Origin of the sequence: Pseudomonas allokribbensis (genome assembly GCF_014863605.1) — a bacterium.
Taxonomy (GTDB): Bacteria; Pseudomonadota; Gammaproteobacteria; order Pseudomonadales; family Pseudomonadaceae; genus Aquipseudomonas; species Aquipseudomonas allokribbensis.
In genome coordinates this window covers 6361865-6379828 of the sequence record NZ_CP062252.1, presented here as the reverse complement: position 1 = coordinate 6379828, position 17964 = coordinate 6361865, and the positions used below count along the sequence as shown (strand labels likewise).

19 protein-coding genes are annotated in these 17964 nt (G+C 60.0%); 9 read left to right on the top strand and 10 right to left on the bottom strand.

Features of this window, described 5'->3' with window-relative positions:
- The first annotated feature begins 11 nt into the window (after positions 1–11).
- From IF199_RS29455 to IF199_RS29425, 7 genes are read left to right on the top strand one after another with little or no spacing between them, the layout of a single operon-like run.
- Entirely contained in the window at positions 12–494 is a 483-nt protein-coding gene (locus IF199_RS29455) for a hypothetical protein (protein WP_192559302.1), read from the top strand.
- 28 nt (positions 495–522) lie between these two features.
- On the top strand, positions 523–900 hold the full coding sequence (locus IF199_RS29450) for a hypothetical protein (RefSeq protein WP_085708856.1): 378 nt from the start codon (positions 523–525) through the stop codon (positions 898–900).
- A 19-nt stretch (positions 901–919) separates the two neighbouring features.
- Complete coding sequence (locus tag IF199_RS29445) at positions 920–1468, top strand: hypothetical protein (RefSeq protein WP_192559301.1); 549 nt, start codon at positions 920–922, stop codon at positions 1466–1468.
- Positions 1455–2303, top strand: coding sequence for a tetratricopeptide repeat protein (locus IF199_RS29440; protein ID WP_192559300.1), 849 nt, complete (start codon positions 1455–1457; stop codon positions 2301–2303). Before IF199_RS29445 ends, IF199_RS29440 begins: the two co-directional genes overlap by 14 nt.
- Positions 2304–2305: 2 nt before the next feature.
- Complete coding sequence (locus IF199_RS29435) at positions 2306–3061, top strand: lysozyme inhibitor LprI family protein (protein WP_192561022.1); 756 nt, start codon at positions 2306–2308, stop codon at positions 3059–3061.
- 51 nt (positions 3062–3112) lie between these two features.
- Positions 3113–4105 (top strand): hypothetical protein, encoded by a 993-nt coding sequence (locus IF199_RS29430; RefSeq protein ID WP_244142423.1) that lies wholly within the window; start codon positions 3113–3115, stop codon positions 4103–4105.
- A gap of 28 nt (positions 4106–4133) precedes the next feature.
- Complete coding sequence (locus IF199_RS29425) at positions 4134–5222, top strand: hypothetical protein (RefSeq protein ID WP_244142422.1); 1089 nt, start codon at positions 4134–4136, stop codon at positions 5220–5222.
- Between the two features lie 62 nt (positions 5223–5284).
- On the opposite strand, the gene IF199_RS29420 is transcribed toward IF199_RS29425, so the two are convergent.
- Complete coding sequence (locus IF199_RS29420; RefSeq protein ID WP_192559299.1) at positions 5285–5644, bottom strand: DUF6124 family protein; 360 nt, start codon at positions 5642–5644, stop codon at positions 5285–5287.
- Between the two features lie 425 nt (positions 5645–6069).
- Between IF199_RS29420 and IF199_RS29415 the strand changes: the two genes are divergently transcribed.
- A complete protein-coding gene (locus IF199_RS29415; protein WP_096817262.1) occupies positions 6070–6453 on the top strand; it encodes an SCP2 sterol-binding domain-containing protein in 384 nt (127 codons plus the stop codon).
- Between the two features lie 211 nt (positions 6454–6664).
- On the opposite strand, the gene IF199_RS29410 is transcribed toward IF199_RS29415, so the two are convergent.
- The 6 genes from IF199_RS29410 to exbB all read right to left on the bottom strand — a co-directional run bounded on the left by IF199_RS29410 (position 6665) and on the right by exbB (position 13475).
- On the bottom strand, positions 6665–8065 hold the full coding sequence (locus IF199_RS29410) for an aminoacyl-tRNA deacylase and HDOD domain-containing protein (RefSeq protein ID WP_085708861.1): 1401 nt from the start codon (positions 8063–8065) through the stop codon (positions 6665–6667).
- 79 nt (positions 8066–8144) lie between these two features.
- Positions 8145–10220, bottom strand: coding sequence for an ATP-dependent DNA helicase RecG (gene recG / locus IF199_RS29405; RefSeq protein ID WP_192559298.1), 2076 nt, complete (start codon positions 10218–10220; stop codon positions 8145–8147).
- 9 nt (positions 10221–10229) lie between these two features.
- Positions 10230–11159, bottom strand: coding sequence for a hydrogen peroxide-inducible genes activator (locus IF199_RS29400; RefSeq protein WP_007954418.1), 930 nt, complete (start codon positions 11157–11159; stop codon positions 10230–10232).
- 175 nt (positions 11160–11334) lie between these two features.
- The gene (locus tag IF199_RS29395) at positions 11335–12081 is read right to left on the bottom strand and encodes an energy transducer TonB family protein (RefSeq protein WP_096817268.1); all 747 of its coding nucleotides are present in this window, start codon (positions 12079–12081) and stop codon (positions 11335–11337) included.
- Positions 12078–12506: a TonB system transport protein ExbD gene (exbD, locus tag IF199_RS29390; protein ID WP_096817269.1), complete on the bottom strand. Its 429-nt coding sequence runs from the start codon at positions 12504–12506 to the stop codon at positions 12078–12080. Before exbD ends, IF199_RS29395 begins: the two co-directional genes overlap by 4 nt.
- Positions 12507–12512: 6 nt before the next feature.
- Entirely contained in the window at positions 12513–13475 is a 963-nt protein-coding gene (exbB, locus tag IF199_RS29385) for a tonB-system energizer ExbB (protein WP_192559297.1), read from the bottom strand.
- Between the two features lie 188 nt (positions 13476–13663).
- Here exbB and IF199_RS29380 point away from each other — a divergent pair, with 188 nt between their 5' ends.
- Positions 13664–14521 (top strand): SDR family oxidoreductase, encoded by an 858-nt coding sequence (locus IF199_RS29380; RefSeq protein WP_192559296.1) that lies wholly within the window; start codon positions 13664–13666, stop codon positions 14519–14521.
- A 63-nt stretch (positions 14522–14584) separates the two neighbouring features.
- Here IF199_RS29380 and IF199_RS29375 read toward each other — a convergent pair whose 3' ends face one another.
- From IF199_RS29375 to spoT, 3 genes are all read right to left on the bottom strand, one after another.
- On the bottom strand, positions 14585–15325 hold the full coding sequence (locus tag IF199_RS29375) for a putative periplasmic lipoprotein (protein WP_192559295.1): 741 nt from the start codon (positions 15323–15325) through the stop codon (positions 14585–14587).
- Between the two features lie 73 nt (positions 15326–15398).
- A complete protein-coding gene (locus IF199_RS29370; RefSeq protein ID WP_003229509.1) occupies positions 15399–15779 on the bottom strand; it encodes a RidA family protein in 381 nt (126 codons plus the stop codon).
- A 24-nt stretch (positions 15780–15803) separates the two neighbouring features.
- Positions 15804–17909: a bifunctional GTP diphosphokinase/guanosine-3',5'-bis pyrophosphate 3'-pyrophosphohydrolase gene (gene spoT, locus IF199_RS29365; RefSeq protein ID WP_007954439.1), complete on the bottom strand. Its 2106-nt coding sequence runs from the start codon at positions 17907–17909 to the stop codon at positions 15804–15806.
- Positions 17910–17964: the final 55 nt, after the last annotated feature.

The window sequence follows — 17964 nt, the reverse complement described above, 5'->3', positions numbered from 1 at the left end:
GGAGTTACAGCGTGAAAGGATGTTCAGTTCTGCTCGGCAGTCTCTTGGCCATTGCCACGTCCGTGGCTTACGCCGCCAACCCGGCCTTCAAGGATTACACCGTCTCCCCAGTGTTCGCCGGCACTAATCATGAACCGGTGCCGCAAGAACACAGCAACCCGAGGATGGATAAGGATCGTGCACAGGCACTCAAACGCAAGGTCAACTTTGCCGGCCACTACATCCTGTACCAATTCGGTTGTGGCGGCAGCACCATTTGCGGCGAAGTGCTGGATGCGCGTACGGGGGAGGTTGTCGGCGGGCTGCCGAATGCATACGACGGCAATACCTTCAGCCTGTCGAACAAGCCCGATAGTCGTCTGCTCATTGTTTCCGGCATTGCGGCCGATACCGAAGAGGACGCGCAGGGTAATGAGCTGGAAAGCCGCTACAGGACCCGCTACTTCGAGTTTGTGAACAACGAGTTCCGGCTGCTGGCGTTCAAGGATTTGTGATCGCCGCCGTTTGATTAAGGATGATTGGATGAACCGCTTTTCCATTCGGCCCATGCTGAGTGCACTTCTACTGTTGCCCCTCACCTACGCCATTCCGGCAACTGCCGAAGCCGTGAGTTGCTACGGCTATCTCACCGAGATGGTCAGGAGCAGCAACTTCCCGTTCCGCTATGTCGGCAAGGACAAGGTCAACCTGCTGATTGACGATGACGACGGTGAAACCGTGCGAGCCCAGTTGCTCTTTGATACGGACGGCACCGGCACCATCGGCTGGATCAAATACACCCCGGCCACTCGAGTGTTGCTCAATACCTCGGCTGAACTGGAAGAGCCGGTGGAGCTGTCATTCGATGCCAAATTCGCCGATGGCTACGCAAAGTGCCTGGCTGGACAACAGGCCGGTTAACGGCAAAAGGGAATTTTCCATGAATCAGCATCTTCTCGCGGGCAGCCTTTCGCTGCTGATCTCGTTTCCAGCATTCGCCGTTCCCAAGGACGCCTACACCCAGCGCGATGTCATGCAATGTGGCGGTGTTGAAGTGGTGATGGTGTCGTCCTGCCGATCCGTGACGGTGGATGACGCGGAAACCCACCTCATCCCGGTCTGCTCCGATCAGACGATCAACATTGGCGGCAAAGTGTTGCGGCGCAACATCGACAAGGTTTCACAGCTTACGTCGGACGGTAAGAAGACGAAGATGCTGAGTAACGTTGTCGTGGCGATGGATTGTGTGAAAGGCACCAAGGGCAGTCTTGTTTCGATAGGCGGTTATGGCGGTTGCGGTGCCTGTCCTGAATGGCGCGGGTATTACTCGACTGCGGGGCGATTGGAGCAATACAGCTTCGATAATAACCAGCGCTCATTTGGTTCGAAGGGTTCCTGGGAAGAGCTGATCAAGGCTTATGGCGTGACGAAGAGGCAGCTGCAGTCGGAAAGCCCCTCGGTGAAAAGGATCGACTATGGGCAGCCTTAAGTGGTTGATGATTGTCATGAGCCTGTTTGCTTCAGCCAATGCCTTGGCGGAGAACATGCAGATCGTCGGGGTTGGCGGGCACATGTTGACGCTGAAGGATAAGACATGGAACAGGCCTGCTGCGGAATTGGCGATCGCCTCGTTTACCGCGAATGGCAAGACTTTCCCACTCTATGTTTCCGACGTTGGTACCGAAACGTATGACAGTTGGCTAAGCCCTGACAAAAAAACAGTGCTGCTTCTTCAGACTCTGTATAGCGTTGTCATTGGTCAAGAGGGTGAAGAAATTCCAACAGAGGAGACTGGTTGCGGTGTCGTTTCGATGGAGACCGGTTGCGTACTGAGTCAGCACGCAGCCACGTTTTGCTACGGCAAGTGGGAGGGCAATCGATGGGCTTCCGGTGAGGGGGAGGTTCTTGACCTTGCCTTGACGACACCATCTCCAAAGGATTTGTTGAATCAAGTCTCAAGTATTGAGATGCCGCAATCTCGCGTGGAAGAACTCGAATTCAATCTTCGCACTATAAGTCCAGACGCCTATATGGCTTGTCACCCACCGGCGCGCAATGTTCAAGCTCTCAACGACCTGGCCTTTTACTTGGCCGAGGGCGGAAACGATGAACTTGCACTGAAGTTTTATCGCGGCGTTGAGGCCGTCGGTAAGCGCACAGTGCTGATGTTGAACATCGCCGATTCACTCTGGCGCCTTGATCGCAAAGATGAAGCGCAGCGCTATTACAACCAGTACCGCGACGCGATGAGTGCGGACGGCAAGGCGCAGAAAATACCTCAACGCGTAGTTGAGCGATCCGTCATTCAGGGAATGAAACATTGAACATGTTTGTGCGCTTTATCGCGTTGTCCTTAGGCCTGCTGTCCGCTTCAATCGCGCTCGCTGAGGACAATTGCAAAGTCATTACGGTGAGCTGGCAATACGACGAGTGCGTGGAAGCTGAGCGGAAAGATGCCGACGCGAAACTCAATTCCAGCTACAAGAAATTGTTGGCTCGGTTCGAGTCTGGGTGGGAGTCTGAGCCTGAGGAGGGGAAGGCTTTCATGGTCATCGCCAGAGACTCGCAACGGGCCTGGATCAAGTTGCGCGACGCCACGTGCCCCCTTGAAACCACGGCTGCACAATTCGGGTCGGCGGCGCATACCATGGTTATCAACAAATGCGTCACCAGAATGAGTCTGGAGCGTGCCGTCTATCTTGACGCTATCGCACCTGATGGCCCGAGTGAGGTGGTCAATGTCGTTAACGTTTCGAAAGCTGCTTCTCAGCGTTTCGGCGATGTTGTGGTTCGCTATATCACTACGTTTGGCAACCCATGCCTGAACGTTCAAATTGTTGCACCGGATGGTAACTGGAAGGTGCTTTCCTCTACGCGGTTTTGCAGCTTTGACGGCAAACCGTTTTGGTCGGGTTATTCCTCTGCGGGGTTTGAGGATCATGTGTTCGCAGAAGATGGTTTGCATGTGACGCTTAGCCTGACAGAGCTTCGCTCTACTGGCGCCAAGCGCCTCGCCTGTGTGATTCCGATTCAGAACGAGCAGATCAAAGAGCTGAAATGTGGCGCACCTGAGTCATCGTGAAACCATCAGCGTAAATATTCAGAAGATTGATCAGCAGGGAAGTGATCGGAATTGAACAAGCTTTCAAGTTGTTTGGGTGCGCTCGGCCTCATCGTCGGCTTGTCGACTCGGCCGGCATCGGCAAGTGACCTACAAACCATCGGAGAACTGCATCCCCCGGTGGTTGCTTCGTTGGGTGATCAAAAGATCACGGTGTTCTTTTTGAAGAACAACCTTAAGGATCAGGTTAGAGACGTGCATGTACCTGATGCCGAGATTTTCTACGCGCCCATGAGTGCGGTGAAACCTTCGCTGAATTATGTGTGGAAGGTCGAAGGCGAGAAGATTGCCTCGGTGTTTTTCTTCGAACGAAATTTCCCTGAGCGAGCGGGGAAATCCATGTTTGTTCTAACGAAAACACCTGAGTCGAACACGGGTTTCCAAGGTGTCTCCTATTCAACCCAGGAGCTGCATCTTGTGAAGAATGGCGACCGATTGTCGTTGGAATTTTTTCGCGGCAATACCTATCCACCTGAATTGCAGAACTGTTACGAAGGCCGCGATTTGGATAAAGGGATAAGCGTGGAGTGCGCATACAAAGATGCGGCGAGTATTAAGAAGTTTCTGGCAGCCCAGGATGCAAAGATGATTGCGGATTCAGAACTGAATCAGGGCAACCGTCAGAAGCCACTCAAAACTGATGGTGACAAGGCCAGTGCTGCTTGCCCCTCACCCAACTTTTCAACGTTCCTCTCAGCCTTCTCTGAACGCGCGGACGTGCAGAAAGCCTTCGTCCAGCAGCCGCTGAAAATGGTCACGACCGTGGCCGGTGATCCCGAGCCCGAGATGCAAAAAAGCAGCCTCAGCGGCGAACAGCTCAAGTTCCCGATTGTCCCGGATCTGGCGAAGCGAGAGGCCCAGGGCCTGACGCTGACCGTCAAGGAAGAGCAGGGTGATCACGCCGTCGCCATCCTGCAGAAACCGGATACCGATTATGTCTTCGAGTATCGGTTTGTCCGTGGGCAATGCTGGCGGCTGGAAGAAGTGATGGATTACTCGCTTTGAAACAGGTGGCAAGTTGAAAAGATTAGGTTTGATCGCGTTATTGCTGTGTTCTTTCTCTGCGGTGGCGGGGCCGATGTTCCCGTCACTCACGTCGTGCAGGGACGTTGGCAGCGAATGCGCGCTGGCGCTGAAGGACAACTTCCTGGTGGACGTACACTCCGGGCAGCGTCTCTCCGAGACGGAGGAACCGGCTGGGGCGATGAGTGGCTTTTGGCTGTACCGAGATGGCGAGCGCTACATCCTTCAGGAAGAAAACTACTCCCAGGCGAAGTCGCGCCGCTGGCTGGTTTTCACCTACGACAGCGGCAAAGTTGTGCTCGAAGGCGCTTATGTTTTCTCGATCGATATTGATATGAATACCGGGCCCTACTGGCATGGTTATGACTGCCGAGGTGATGCCAAGCCGTTCGCCGTGCCAACGAAGGACTCGTTCAGTGAAGTCGCTTTGGAGGCGTTATGCGGGGAGGCCGAAGGCTGGGTCGTCTCGGGCGGGGATACCAAGGTGCCGGTATCGGCCAAAGGGCTGGCCGTCAGTGTTCCCGTTTATCACGCCCGCAACCGCGATGGTTCAGCGACGTACCTGTTCACTGAAAGCGATGTTCCGGATCTTTCGAAGCTGGTTTGCCTGTCCAATTGTGCCGATGCCGCCAAAAAGCCGGAGCGCGTTTCACAAGAGACGGCGCCGTTGAAGGGCAGGCAGGATGGAACGTTGTGCTCGGATGACGAAGACATCTACTTCAGCTGCCCGCTGGAGGGCGGCAAGACGGTTTCTGTTTGTGCGACGGGTAACAGCAAGCCCACGGCCGGTTCTGTCCAGTATCGCTATGGTGTGCCGGGGAACATCGAGATGGTTTATCCAAAGAACGCTATGCCACCCAAGGGAAAGTTCTTTGTTGTAGATGCGTCGGAAGGCGGCGTGAACCTGAACATCATCAAGTTCAAAAGCGGTGCGTATACCTACCTCGTTAGTCAGGCCTTCGTGAGTTTTCTGACAGTGCTCAAGGAGGACAAAGTTGTATTCAGGCAGCGATGCGACTCAGGAAGTTATTCCTTCATAAACCGGGCGGCGCTCCAAGGGTTGGAGTCACGACCAAAAAGCGCAGAGGACTTTCGCTAGTTGCTGTTGCCGAAGATCAGGAAAGGGGACTCAACGTCCCCTTTTTTCCGCCCGCGATTCAGCTACGGCTTGGCCTGATACTCCCGAAACTCAATGTGATCGAGCGTGCCTTCCACCATCAACCGCACGCCGTCCGCCATTCTGCTCAGGCCCAGTGCCATCGAGCGGCGGGGGCCGTCGAGGTCGTCGGCCAGGTTGGCGGCGAAGGCGCTGATGGACAGGAGGTCTTCGGAGGCGTTGGCCATGAGGGCTTCAGCGTCGGCGTTGGGGCAGAGGGCGAACAGGCCGCCGAGGCGTTTTGGGCGTGGGGCGCTGGGTTTGAAATGGTGGTCGAGGGCGCGTTCGGCGGCTTCATGGAGTTTCTTCGAGTCTGGGAATTCGTAGGGGGAAACTTCTTCGTCAGTGAGGGTTGGATCGATCATCGGTGTAAATCCTTTGGAGTTGGAAAGATTTGCCCCGGTTTTCGGACTTGCACATCCGGTCACCGATTTTGCGGTGACGGAAAGAGGTTATCGATGAACTCCGAGCACGCCTAGTTCATGGACAGCACCGCAGTTTGAAGGACATTTCCCAAGGATTTGCGGGGTAGAGGAACAAGAAACCATTGCTATCGGCAGCTCCTACAGGAATGTGTTTCTTCAGGTGTAGGACGGGGGATGGTGTGACGCGGAGCGTCACGGGATGCATTCCCACGCAGAGCGTGGGAACGATCAGGCTCAAGGCGTGACTTGGCAGTCATCATGCGAGAAAAGACCTGCATCGTCTTCTATCAGTCTTGGATAGTGGCGAATCCGTCCGAATCCCTTACACTCCCCCAGCCGTTCATTTTCCTTTTGAGGCTGTGCGCATGAAATTTCGTTTTCTTCTGTGGATGCTGGGTCTGTTGATGGGTAAGGCCAGTCGGACAAATCCTGCGTTCCAGCAGCAGTTGGGTGACAAGGATCTGGTGTTTCAGCTACAGACTCTGGACGGGAAAGTGGCGCGGCATTTCGTGGTGAAGGATCAACGCATTACCAGCAAGTCCGGGGTGGTGGCGGAGCCGGCGTTTGCGATTGCCTTTAAAGACGCGGCGTTCGGGTTTGCCACGATGCAGGCGAAGAACAAGCAGCTGGCGTTCATGCAGGGGATTCAGGACAAGTCGATCCAGCTCAAGGGCAACCCGGCACTGGTGATGTGGTTTCAGGGGTTGATGAAGTATTTGAAGCCTAGGAAGGCCAAGCCGAAGGCTTGAGGATGAAGGACTGTTGTGGCGAGGGAGCTTGTCGGGTCGCCGCACCGTCCCGCTGGGCTGCGAAGCGGGCCTAAACCCTGAGACCTCGTTATAACTGACATACCTTATTGGTTGGTTTGCGACTGCTGCGCAGCCGAGCGGGAGCAAGCTCCCTCGCCACAAAAAAGGCCCCACACTCGGTTGAGTGTGGGGCCTTTTTTATGGGCGCGAATCAGGCCTGGCTGAACTGCGAAGCCAGTTCACGCAGCAGTACTTCAGCCTCGAGCACTTTGCTGACGACGTCATTGGCCTTGTCGCGAGTCAAACCAACACGCTCCAACAACGCATCCGGAATGTCTTCATCCGGCCCGGAGCCGATCCCGCGACCGCGCAGCAGGCGCACGGCCAAGCAGACGAGGTTCGGGTATTCGGCGTAGGCGCCGTCGTAGTTCGGGTCGTGCTGGAAGCGCAGGGCGGTGGCCAGTTCGTCCGGCATGTCCCAGTAGCGCATCAGCCAGGAGCCGATCTGTTCGCGGCTGATGCCCAACAGGTGTTGCTCGACGTAGCTGTGGCACAGGTGCGGGTTGACCTCCAGGTGGCGGCAGATCAGCGAGAAGTGCGGCGGGAACACGTGGGCCAGCAACAGGTAGCCGAAGTTGTGCAGCAGGCCGGCGAGGTAGGTCAGGCCGGCTTCCGGGCGCTGGGCGCGCGGCATGGCGCGGGTCAGGCCTTCGATGACGGCGGCGGTGTAGATCGACTGCTGCCAGTACGGCGTGGTGTGTTGCGGGTGATCCTTGGGCAGGCTCAGGGTCTTGCCGAGGGCCAGGCCCAGCGCCAGGTTGATCACCAGATCGAAGCCCAGCACGCGGACGATCGCGTCTTCCACCGAACGGATCTTGCCCGGCGAAGCGTAGTACGGCGACGCCGCCCAGCTCACCACTTGCGCCGCCAGCGCCGGGTCGGTTTCGACCACGCCGGTGATGTCGTCGATGGTGGCGTTCGGGTCGACGCGCAGCTTGATGATTTTTTGTGCGGTTTCGGCCAGCGGCGGAATCTCGATGGTCGCTTCCAGACGTTGCTGGATGCGCCGCGCGGTGAACGCCTGCACGGCCTGGGTGATTTCCTCGCGGTCATCGTCCGGGCGGTCGAGGTTCGGGCGGATGCTGCTCAGGGCTTCGCCGAAGTTGGCGGCACTGGCCTTGGTCAGCATGGTCTTGAAGTCTTCGCTGGCGATTTCCAGCAACAGGCCCGGCTCGCCGGAGTTGATCAGCAACTTCGGCTCGCGCAGCAGGCTTTCTTCGTAGAGGCACGGCGAGCTGGTCAGCGCCGGCAGGCCCGGCAGCAGGCTCAGGCTGTGTTTGCCGAGCATCTTTTCCAGGCGCTCTGTGGACACGGCGGTCAGGCGACGGCCCGTCAGCTCGGCGAGGCGGTTGAGATCCAGCAACTGGCTCTGTGGAAACAGCACCATCAGCGCACCGACTGCGTCGTCCAGCAACACGGCCTGCACTTTGCGCGAGGCGTTGAGGCCGTGGTGGTCGAGCACTTCTTCGTAGGCGACGCCCAGCTTGTTGAGCAGCAGCCGAATAACAGACGGAGCGTGCGGGGATTCGGGGGCGAGAGCAGCTTCGGTCATGGTCTGTATCCGTTTTTGAAACAATTGCTGGAGTATAACCAGCTTGGTTGGAACGAGCTTTGAGAAACTGCGACGGTGCTCACACTTGGCCGTATTGCTGCCCGTGTCGCAGCCATCGGTCGAGCAGCGGGCTGACGTGGGTGGGCCAGCGTTCGAGCAATGCCTGGGCGGCATCGCGCACGGCGGGCAGCAGATCGGCGTCGCGCATCAGGTCGGCGACCTTGAATTGCAGCAGACCGGTCTGGCGGGTGCCGAGCATTTCGCCGGGGCCGCGCAGTTCGAGGTCTTTTTCGGCGATGACGAAACCGTCGTTGGTCTCGCGCATGATGCCCAGGCGCTGGCGGCCGATCTGTGACAGCGGCGGATGGTAGAGCAGCACGCAATGGCTGACCGCGCTGCCCCGGCCGACGCGGCCGCGCAACTGGTGCAGCTGCGCGAGGCCCAGACGTTCAGGGTTTTCGATGATCATCAGGCTGGCGTTGGGCACGTCGACGCCGACTTCGATCACGGTGGTGGCGACCAGCAATTGCAGGTTGCCGGCCTTGAATTCGGCCATGACGGCGGCTTTTTCGGCGGGTTTCATGCGGCCGTGGATCAGCCCGACCTTCAGCTCGCCAAGGGCGGCGGTGAGGTCTTCGAAGGTGGTTTCGGCGGCCTGGCAGGTCAGCTCTTCTGACTCTTCAATCAGCGTGCACACCCAATAGGCCTGACGGCCCTCGGTGCAGGCGCTGCGCACCCGTTCGATGACTTCGACGCGGCGGGTATCGGTGACCAGCACGGTGTTGACCGGGGTTCGGCCGGGCGGCAGTTCGTCGAGGATCGAGGTGTCGAGGTCGGCGTAGGCGCTCATCGCCAGCGTCCGGGGAATCGGCGTGGCGGTCATGATCAATTGATGCGGGCACATGCGCCCGCCGACGCCTTTCTGCCGCAGCGCCAGACGTTGCTGCACGCCGAAGCGGTGTTGTTCGTCGATGATCACCAGCGCGAGGTTCTTGAACTGCACTTCGTCCTGGAACAGCGCGTGAGTGCCGACCACCATCGGTGTGCCACTGGCGATCTGCTCCAGCGCGGCGACGCGGTTCTTGCCCTTGAGCTTGCCGGCCAGCCATGCCACTTCAATGCCCAGCGGCTCGAGCCAGCGCTTGAAGGTGATGAAGTGCTGCTCCGCGAGGATCTCGGTCGGCGCCATCAGTGCGACCTGATAACCCGCCTCCAGCGCTTGCAGCGCAGCGAGGGCGGCGACCACGGTTTTGCCGGCGCCAACGTCGCCCTGAATCAGCCGCAGCATCGGTTCGTGCTGGCTGAGGTCGTAGGCGATTTCGTTGCCGACCCGCTGCTGAGCGCCGGTCGGGTTGAAGCCGAGGTTGGCCAGGTATTTCGGTGGCAGCTTCGTGGCTTTCGGCATGGCCGGTGCGCGCAGGGAACGCATGCTTTCGCGCAGGCGCTGCTGGGACAGTTGATGGGTCAGCAGCTCTTCGAAGGCCAGGCGATGCTGGGCCCAGTGATGACCGAGGGCGAGTTCGTCGACGTCGGCATCGGCGGGCGGGTTGTGCAGGTAGCGGATCGCGTCGGCCAGCGGCGCCAGTTGGTAATCGCGGGCCAGCTCGGTCGGCAGCCAGTCGGGCAGGGTGGCCGGCTTGAGCAGGGTCAGCGTCTGTAGGCACAACTGGCGCAGACGCGCCTGGGTCAGGCCTTCGGTCAGCGGGTAGACCGGGGTCAGGGTTTCATCCACTGGCGGCGGTTCGTCGCCGTTGATGGCGCGGTATTCCGGGTGGTAGATCTCCAGCCCCGAGGCACCCGGCCGGGCTTCACCGTAGCAGCGAATCCGCGTGCCGCGCTTGAGGCCTTCTTTCTGCGCGTTGCTGAAGTGGTAGAAGCGCAGGCTCAAGCCGCCGGTGCCGTCCTGCAAACGCACGACGAGGCTGCGGCGTCGGCCCATGACCACGTCGGCGCCGCTGACGGTGCCTTCGACCACGGCGTCCTGCCCCGGCCGCAATGCGCCGATCGGCACCACGCGGGTGCGATCCTGATAGCGCAGCGGCAGGTGGAACAGTACGTCCTGGAGGTTTTCCAGACCGACCTTGGCCAGTTTCTCGGCCATGGCCTCACCGACACCCTTGAGTGCGGTGACCGACACCTGCGACAGCTCAGTCATGACGCTGGCTTAACCGGCCGTGACCGGCGCGGCGGGTTTGGCGACCGAGCACAGGCGAATGGAGTCGGCGAGGATCTCGATGGCTTTTGGCCGCGGGAAGCTCGCACGCCAAGCGATGGCCACGGTGCGGAACGGCACCGGTGCCGACAACGGACGAACCTCGATCACACCCGGGGCGTAGTGATGGCTGTCCACCGCCGACAGCGGCAGGATCGAAATGCCCAAGCCGGACGCGACCATGTGGCGAATGGTTTCCAGGGAGCTGGATTCCACCGTGGTGTGTTTGGCGCCGTCGTTGCCCTTGGTCAGGGTCGGGCAGGCTTCCAGAACCTGATCGCGGAAGCAGTGGCCTTCGCCGAGCAGCAGCAGGCTCTTGTCGTTGAGCAGCGCGGCGTCGATGGATTCTTTCTGGGTCCACGGGTGCTGGGCCGGCATCAGGACGTAGAACGGCTCGTCGTAGAGTTGCAGGGTCAGCACGTCGGCTTCGTTGAACGGCAGGGCGATGATGATCGCGTCCAGTTCGCCGTTGCGCAGTTTGTCGCGCAGCACGTGGGTGAAGTTTTCTTCGATGTACAACGGCATCTGCGGGGCGACCCGGTGCAGTTGTGGAATCAGGTGCGGGAACAGGTACGGGCCGACGGTGTAGATCGCGCCGACTTTCAGCGGGGCGGTCAGTTGGTTCTTGCCGGCCTGGGCCAGTTCGCGGATGCCTTGGGCCTGCTCCAGCACTTTCTGCGCCTGGGCGACGATGCCTTCGCCGACCGGGGTCAGGCGCACGGCGCTTTTGCTGCGCTCGAAAATCAGCACACCGAGTTCGTCTTCAAGCTTTTTCACGCCCACCGACAGGGTCGGCTGGCTGACGTGGCAACGCTCGGCCGCGTGGCCGAAATGCTGCTCTTGGGCGAGGGTAACGATGTAGCGTAATTCTGTGAGGGTCATAGCAAGCGTCCATGAAGATGCGGGCCAAGCATACCGGCTGCAATCGATAGACGCACGTTATCAGACTGAGTGATGAATGCGACACCGGGCAATGCCGGTTTGCCGTTTGCAGATATGAGAAAGGCACCTTTCGGTGCCTTTCTGGCGGGATCGAGCCGTGTTCTGCCAGTGCAGATCAGCGGCGGCGTTCCAGCGAGTAAACAAACGGCGCAACAATTTCGATCGAGCCATTGGTCAGCATGTCAGCCGGTGGCTTGGGCAGCGGTTGAGCGCGGCGGATCATGTCCAGGGTAGCCCGGTCCAGATCAGCGTTACCAGAACGGCCCACCAGTTCGAACGACAGCACGTTGCCTTCGGCATCGACCACGAAACGCAGCCGGTTCAAGCCTTCCTTGCCCCGCGCCTGTGCGCTTTGCGGGTACTTCTTGTACTTCTGCAAGTGCGCGAGCAGGGTGCCTTGCCAACTGGCCTTGGCCGCCAGTTGTGCTGGCGACGGGCCCGGTGCCGGCTGGGCGGATTTCTCCGTCGGCGCCTGGGTCTGCTGAGTTTCTGCCGGTTTTTCCTCGGAAGGTTTTTCCTTCACAGGCTCCGGTTTCTTCTCAACCGGTTTTGGCGGTTGCGGTTTCGGCTTGGGCTTCACCGGCTTGGGCACAGCAATTTCTGCCTTGGGGGCTTCGGCCAGTTTCGGGATCGGCAGTTCTTCGACCGGAGCCGGTGGCTGCGGTGGCGTGACGACTTTCGGCGGTGCAGGCGGTGGCGGGGCCGGAACCGGTGCCAGCTCGACCATCATTGCCTGCGGCGGCAATTCGATGGGCGGGCGGGCGGTCCAGTTCAGCGCCAGCGCGATGGCCAGCGCATGAACGCCCAGCACCACGGCCAGGCTACCGCTGTAACGCGTCAGCTTATGGCGCGTCGTGATCATTTCTTGACTGCGCTCTCGAGTCCGACCAGACCGACCTTCAGGTAACCGGCGGCGCGCAGGTTGTCCATCACGCTCATCAGGTCGCCGTAGTCCACGCCTTTGTCGGCCTGGAAGAAGATCGTCGTGTCTTTCTTGCCTTTGGTCCGGGCGTCGAGGGTGGCGCCAAGCGCTTCGGCTTTCACCTCGTCTTCGCCGAGGAACAGGCGCTGGTCAGCTTTCACGCTGAGGAACACCGGTTTCTCCGGCCGCGGCGCCGGTTTGGCGGTCGAGGCAGGCAGGTCGACCTTGATGTCCACGGTGGCCAACGGAGCAGCCACCATGAAGATGATCAACAGCACCAGCATCACGTCGATGAACGGCGTGACGTTGATTTCGTGGTTCTCGGCCAGATCGTCGTCTGCGCCTTCTTTCAAATGCAGGCCCATGGCCGATTACCCCACTTTCACCATGTGCGGTTGCGAGCTGCTGCGCTCAGGCTGGTGGTCGAGATCGCGGCTGACCAGCAGCAGGACTTCTGCCGACGCATCGGACACCTGAGCCTTGTAACCGGCGATGGAGCGGGCGAACACGTTGTAGATCACCACCGCCGGGATCGCAGCGACCAGACCCAGTGCGGTGGCCAGCAGCGCTTCAGCGATGCCCGGTGCCACGACGGCGAGGTTGGTGGTCTGGGTTTTGGCGATGCCGATGAAGCTGTTCATGATGCCCCACACGGTGCCGAACAGACCGACGAACGGTGCGGTGGAACCGATGGTGGCGAGTACGCCGGTGCCGCTGCTCATGTTGCGGCCACAGGCAGCCACCAGACGCTCGAGGCGGAAGCTGACGCGTTCCTTGATGCCTTCTTTCTCGCGTGCGTTGGTCGACAGGCGCATCTCTTCAAGGGCGTCGTGAACCAGCAGGTTGGCGAGGGTGCCTTCCTTCGCCGCAGTGGCGCTGGCTTCTTTAAGGGTGGTGGCTTTTTTCAGGGCAGCGATTTCGCCACGCAGACGACGCTTGGCGCCCATCAGCTCAAGGCCCTTGGCGATCCAGATGGTCCAGGTGATGATCGACGCGATGGCCAGGCCGATCATCACGATTTTCACGATGATATCGGCGTTCTGGTACATGCCCCAAGGCGACAGGTCGTGGGCCATGCCCAGGGTGTTGTCGGCTTCGAGGACTTCAGGTGCGTCTTCGGCGCTGGCGTCCACGGCCTGAACCGGGTCGGTCGCGGCCGGCGCTGCGGCAGGGGCGGCCGGTGCAGTCTGCTCGTGAGCGGCTGGAGTGGCCGGCGTCTGGGCGTCAGCGAAAGCGGCGGTTGGCGCCAGCATCAGGCTGAGGAGCAGGGCAGCCACCGCGCTCCAGGCGCGAGGTCGGTTGGTTGGCGAAGCGGGGATTTGATTGCGTGTCATGCTGGCCGGACCTGAGATAGAAAAACGGTGATGCTCTTCCAGGCCTCGTGAGGCCGAGAACAAAAGTGGCGTGCATTATTGCAAGTAATTCTTGTTAACAAAAGTAATAGAGTTGCTTTTTTTCCTTCATTGCTAGCCGCTCGTCCCCTGCCAAGGCTAGTCTGTCGCTTTCCGATGGGAGATTTTTGATGTCCGCGCCCTCTGTTTTGATCGCCGGTTGCGGTGATGTCGGCAGCCGTCTGGCAAAGCAATTACTGGCTGCCGGTTTTCAGGTGTATGGCCTGCGCCGGGATGTTTCACGTTTGCCGGAAGGCGTTATCGGTGTGGCCGGTGACTTGTTCAATGAAGATTGCCCCGAGACCTGGCCGGTCGGCGCCGTGGATTATCTGGTGTATTGCGCGGCTGCGACCGAGCACGATGAAGCCGGTTATCGCGCGGCTTATGTGCAGGGTTTGCAGCATGTGTTGGGCTGGCTGGACGATTACGGACAGGTGCCGGATCGGCTGTTGTTCGTTTCCAGCAGCAGTGTTTACGGGCAGCAGGACGGGGAATGGGTAGATGAAACCTCCGAAACCGTGGCTGCGGGTTATTCCGGTCGATTGATGCTGGAGGCCGAGCAAATCGCGCTGAACAGCGGCATCCCGGCGACCATCGTGCGTCTGACCGGCATCTACGGCCCGGGCCGTGAATGGCTGCTGACCCAGGTGCGGCGTGGTTATCGCGTGGCGGTCGATCCGCCGCTGTATGGCAATCGCATTCATGCCGATGACGCAGCGGGTTTGATGGCGTTTCTGCTGGAGGCGGATCGCAAAGGTGTGGCGCTGGATGACATCTACATCGGCGTGGACGATGCGCCGGCACCGCTGGCCGAGGTCGTTGCCTGGTTGCGTGAGTATCTGGGTGTCACCGAATGGTCGGAAGACGAGAGCGTGCGTCGAACCGGCAGCAAGCGCTGCAGCAATGCCCGGTCGAAGGCGTTGGGCTGGGTGCCGACGTATCCGAGTTATCGCGAGGGGTATGCCGCGATTCTTGAAGGTCGCTGCTGACTTCCGGACGTAAAAAAGGCGGGAGCAATGGCTTGCTTCCGCCTTTTTTGTTTCAAGCGCAGATCACTGCTTTTCGAGCAACCACTTGCGTTCGCCGGGGCTGAACTGCGGTTGTTCATCCGCCAGCGCCGTGTTCACGGCCTGCAGGATTTCCAGTTCCTTGCCCTTGCGCACAAAGATCCAGTTGTTGCCCTGACCGTTCTGTTGCAGCCACATGCTGTCGTTGCCGCTGCTCATCGACGCGCAATCGCCTGCGAGGCACAGGGCATAGCGATCGGCACCCGGCAGGCCGGAGACTTGTCCGTCGGCCTGGAATTGCACGGTGGCACCTTCGCCCTGACCGCTGGCGATCGTCCAGTTGCCACCCAGGTAGGCTGAGTACAGGGCGCGTTCGAAGCTGGCACCGATCGGTGCGCCTTCCGGCACGGGGATCTGGGCTCGGTCGAAGAGCTGCTGTGGTTCGTTTTCGCTGGCGGCCTGGTGCAACTGGCTACCGTCGCGCTTCAGCTCGCTGCCGGAGCTGCCGTAGAAATCGACTTTCCAGGCGCCGGACTGTTCGCCCAGCAGCCGTCCTTCGACGTTCTCAAAACCGTTGGTGAAGCGGGCCTGACTGGCCTTGGTGTTGATGTCCCATTCCAGGTTCGGGCCGTAGGCCTGAAGCGCTTCGCGCAGGGGGCCGCCCTTGGCGGCGGCATCGATGGCGACCTGGTTGATCCAGGTGCCGCTGATGTCACGGTCGGCAGGGTTGCTGGCGCAACCGCCGAGGAAAATGGCGAGCAGCGAGAGAGCAAGCGCTTTGCGCATGGTGGAATCCTTTCAAAACCTTTTCTTTACCGCAGAGCAGTCGGCGCGACCTTGAAGGGCCGCGCCGTGCGCATTACTCGATGACCAGAATGGCATCCATTTCAACCTGCGAACCCTTTGGCAGGGCAGCAACGCCGATGGCGGCGCGCGCTGGGTACGGCTGGTCGAAGTACTTGCCCATGATCTCGTTGACCTTGGCGAAGTGGCTCAGGTCGGTGAGGAAGATGTTCAGCTTGACGATGTCCTTGAACGAACCGCCGGCAGCTTCGGCCACGGCTTTCAGGTTCTCGAACACCTGGACGGTCTGGGCTTCGAAGCCTTCGACCAGTTCCATGGTTTTCGGGTCCAGCGGGATCTGGCCCGACATGTAGACAGTGTTGCCAGCCTTGATCGCCTGGGAGTAAGTGCCGATGGCGGCCGGGGCCTTGTCGCTGGTGATAACGGTCTTGGTCATGTATGACTCCTTGTAATGTCTGAGTTATGCACGCATGCGGGTGATGCGGATCACCCCGGTCAGTGCGCGCAGTTTCTTGATCACGCGGGCCAGGTGCACACGGTCGTGGACGCTGACCACCAGTTGGACGACGCTGATGCGGCCATCGCGTTCGTCCATGCTGATTTTCTCGATATTGCCGTCGGCCGCGTTGACGCTGCTGGCCAGCAGGGCGATCAGGCCGCGCTGGTGCTCCAGTTCGACGCGCAGTTCGACGTTGAATTCGCCGGTGACATCCTTGGCCCACGAGAGCTGGATGCATTTTTCCGGGTTGTGGCGGATTTCGCTGATGTTGCGGCAGTTGTCCAGGTGCACGACCATGCCTTTGCCCGCCGACAGGTGACCGACAATCGGGTCGCCCGGGATCGGCGTGCAGCATTTGGCGTAACTGAGGACCAGGCCTTCGGTGCCGCGAATCGCCAGCGGACCTTCCGGGCTTGGCAATTGTTCGCCTTCGCCGAGCAGGCGGCGCGCCACGACGTAGGCCATGCGGTTGCCCAGGCCGATGTCTTCAAGCAAATCTTCGATCAGTTCGAGGCGGTACTCGGTGAGCATCGCCTTCACGCGTTCGGCCGGAATCTGTTCCAGCGCGCTGTCGAAGCCGTTGAGCACCTTGTTCAACAGGCGTTCGCCGAGGCTGATGGACTCGGAGCGGCGTTGCAGTTTCAGCGCATGACGGATGTGGGTCCGCGCCTTGCCGGTGACCACGAAATTGAGCCACGCCGGGTTCGGCCGCGCGCCGGGGGCGCTGACGATCTCGACCGTGGAGCCGCTTTGCAGCGGTTCGGACAGCGGTGCGAGACGACGGTTGATCCGGCAGGCGATGCAGCTGTTGCCGACGTCGGTGTGCACCGCATAGGCAAAGTCGACCGCCGTGGAGCCTTTGGGCAGCTCCATGATCCGGCCTTTGGGCGTGAACACGTAGACCTCGTCCGGGAACAGGTCGATCTTCACGCTCTCGATGAATTCCAGCGAATTGCCGGCACGTTGCTGCATTTCCAGCACGCCCTTGACCCACTGGCGGGCCCGGGCATGAGTGCCTTTCGGCTGCTCGTCACCACTGGATTTGTACAGCCAGTGGGCGGCGATGCCGTTATTGGCCATCTCTTCCATTTCGCGGGTACGGATCTGAATCTCGATCGGTACACCGTGCATGCCGAACAGCGTGGTGTGCAGCGACTGATAGCCGTTGGCCTTGGGGATCGCGATGTAATCCTTGAAGCGCCCCGGCAACGGTTTGTACAAATTATGTACAGCACCCAGTACGCGGTAGCAGGTATCGACCTTGTCGACGATGATCCGGAACGCGTAGACGTCCATGATTTCGTTGAAGGCCCGACGCTTGCCGCGCATTTTCTTGTAGATGCCGTAGAGGTGTTTCTGGCGACCGCTGACTTCACCCTGGATGCCGTCGATGGCGAGGCAATGGCCAAGGGACTCTTCGATCTTGTTGACGATTTCCTTGCGGTTGCCCCGGGCGCGCTTGACCGCCTGGTAGATCCGCGCGGAACGCATCGGGTGCATGGCCTTGAAACCGAGGTCTTCGAACTCGATGCGGATCGCGTGCATGCCCAGCCGGTTGGCGATGGGGGCATAGATCTCGAGGGTTTCCTTGGCGATGCGCCGGCGTTTTTCGCCGGACAGCACTTCCAGCGTGCGCATGTTGTGCAGGCGGTCGGCGAGCTTGACCAGGATCACGCGAATGTCGCGGGCCATGGCCATGGCCATTTTCTGGAAGTTTTCAGCCTGGGCTTCGGCCTTGGTCTCGAAGTTCATCTGGGTCAGTTTGCTGACCCCGTCGACCAGTTCGGCCACGGTTTCACCGAATTGCGCTTGCAGCGCTTCTTTGGCGATACCGGTGTCTTCGATCACGTCATGCAGCATCGCGGCCATCAGGCTCTGATGGTCCATGTGCATGTCGGCAAGAATATTGGCCACGGCAAGAGGATGCGTGACGTACGCCTCGCCACTGCGGCGGCGTTGGCCGTCGTGGGCTTGTTCGGCGTAGAAATACGCTCGGCGGACCAGGTTGACCTGGTCGTTGCCGAGGTAGGTCGATAAGCGATCGGCGAGGGCGTCTATGCTCGGCATGATAACTCCTGCCGTAGGCTGTGATCCCGCGCCGTGCTACGTCGACCAGGCATAG

Bases quoted from the DNA above. Each gene is read 5' to 3' on its own strand.
- IF199_RS29450 (WP_085708856.1), top strand. From the start codon at position 523: ATGAACCGCTTTTCCATTCGGCCCATGCTGAGTGCACTTCTACTGTTG.
- IF199_RS29445 (WP_192559301.1), top strand. From the start codon at position 920: ATGAATCAGCATCTTCTCGCGGGCAGCCTTTCGCTGCTGATCTCGTTT.
- IF199_RS29440 (WP_192559300.1), top strand. From the start codon at position 1,455: ATGGGCAGCCTTAAGTGGTTGATGATTGTCATGAGCCTGTTTGCTTCA.
- IF199_RS29435 (WP_192561022.1), top strand. From the start codon at position 2,306: ATGTTTGTGCGCTTTATCGCGTTGTCCTTAGGCCTGCTGTCCGCTTCA.
- IF199_RS29420 (WP_192559299.1), bottom strand. From the start codon at position 5,644: ATGATCGATCCAACCCTCACTGACGAAGAAGTTTCCCCCTACGAATTC.
- IF199_RS29415 (WP_096817262.1), top strand. From the start codon at position 6,070: ATGAAATTTCGTTTTCTTCTGTGGATGCTGGGTCTGTTGATGGGTAAG.
- IF199_RS29410 (WP_085708861.1), bottom strand. From the start codon at position 8,065: ATGACCGAAGCTGCTCTCGCCCCCGAATCCCCGCACGCTCCGTCTGTT.
- recG (WP_192559298.1), bottom strand. From the start codon at position 10,220: ATGACTGAGCTGTCGCAGGTGTCGGTCACCGCACTCAAGGGTGTCGGT.
- IF199_RS29400 (WP_007954418.1), bottom strand. From the start codon at position 11,159: ATGACCCTCACAGAATTACGCTACATCGTTACCCTCGCCCAAGAGCAG.
- IF199_RS29395 (WP_096817268.1), bottom strand. From the start codon at position 12,081: ATGATCACGACGCGCCATAAGCTGACGCGTTACAGCGGTAGCCTGGCC.
- exbD (WP_096817269.1), bottom strand. From the start codon at position 12,506: ATGGGCCTGCATTTGAAAGAAGGCGCAGACGACGATCTGGCCGAGAAC.
- exbB (WP_192559297.1), bottom strand. From the start codon at position 13,475: ATGACACGCAATCAAATCCCCGCTTCGCCAACCAACCGACCTCGCGCC.
- IF199_RS29380 (WP_192559296.1), top strand. From the start codon at position 13,664: ATGTCCGCGCCCTCTGTTTTGATCGCCGGTTGCGGTGATGTCGGCAGC.
- IF199_RS29375 (WP_192559295.1), bottom strand. From the start codon at position 15,325: ATGCGCAAAGCGCTTGCTCTCTCGCTGCTCGCCATTTTCCTCGGCGGT.
- IF199_RS29370 (WP_003229509.1), bottom strand. From the start codon at position 15,779: ATGACCAAGACCGTTATCACCAGCGACAAGGCCCCGGCCGCCATCGGC.
- spoT (WP_007954439.1), bottom strand. From the start codon at position 17,909: ATGCCGAGCATAGACGCCCTCGCCGATCGCTTATCGACCTACCTCGGC.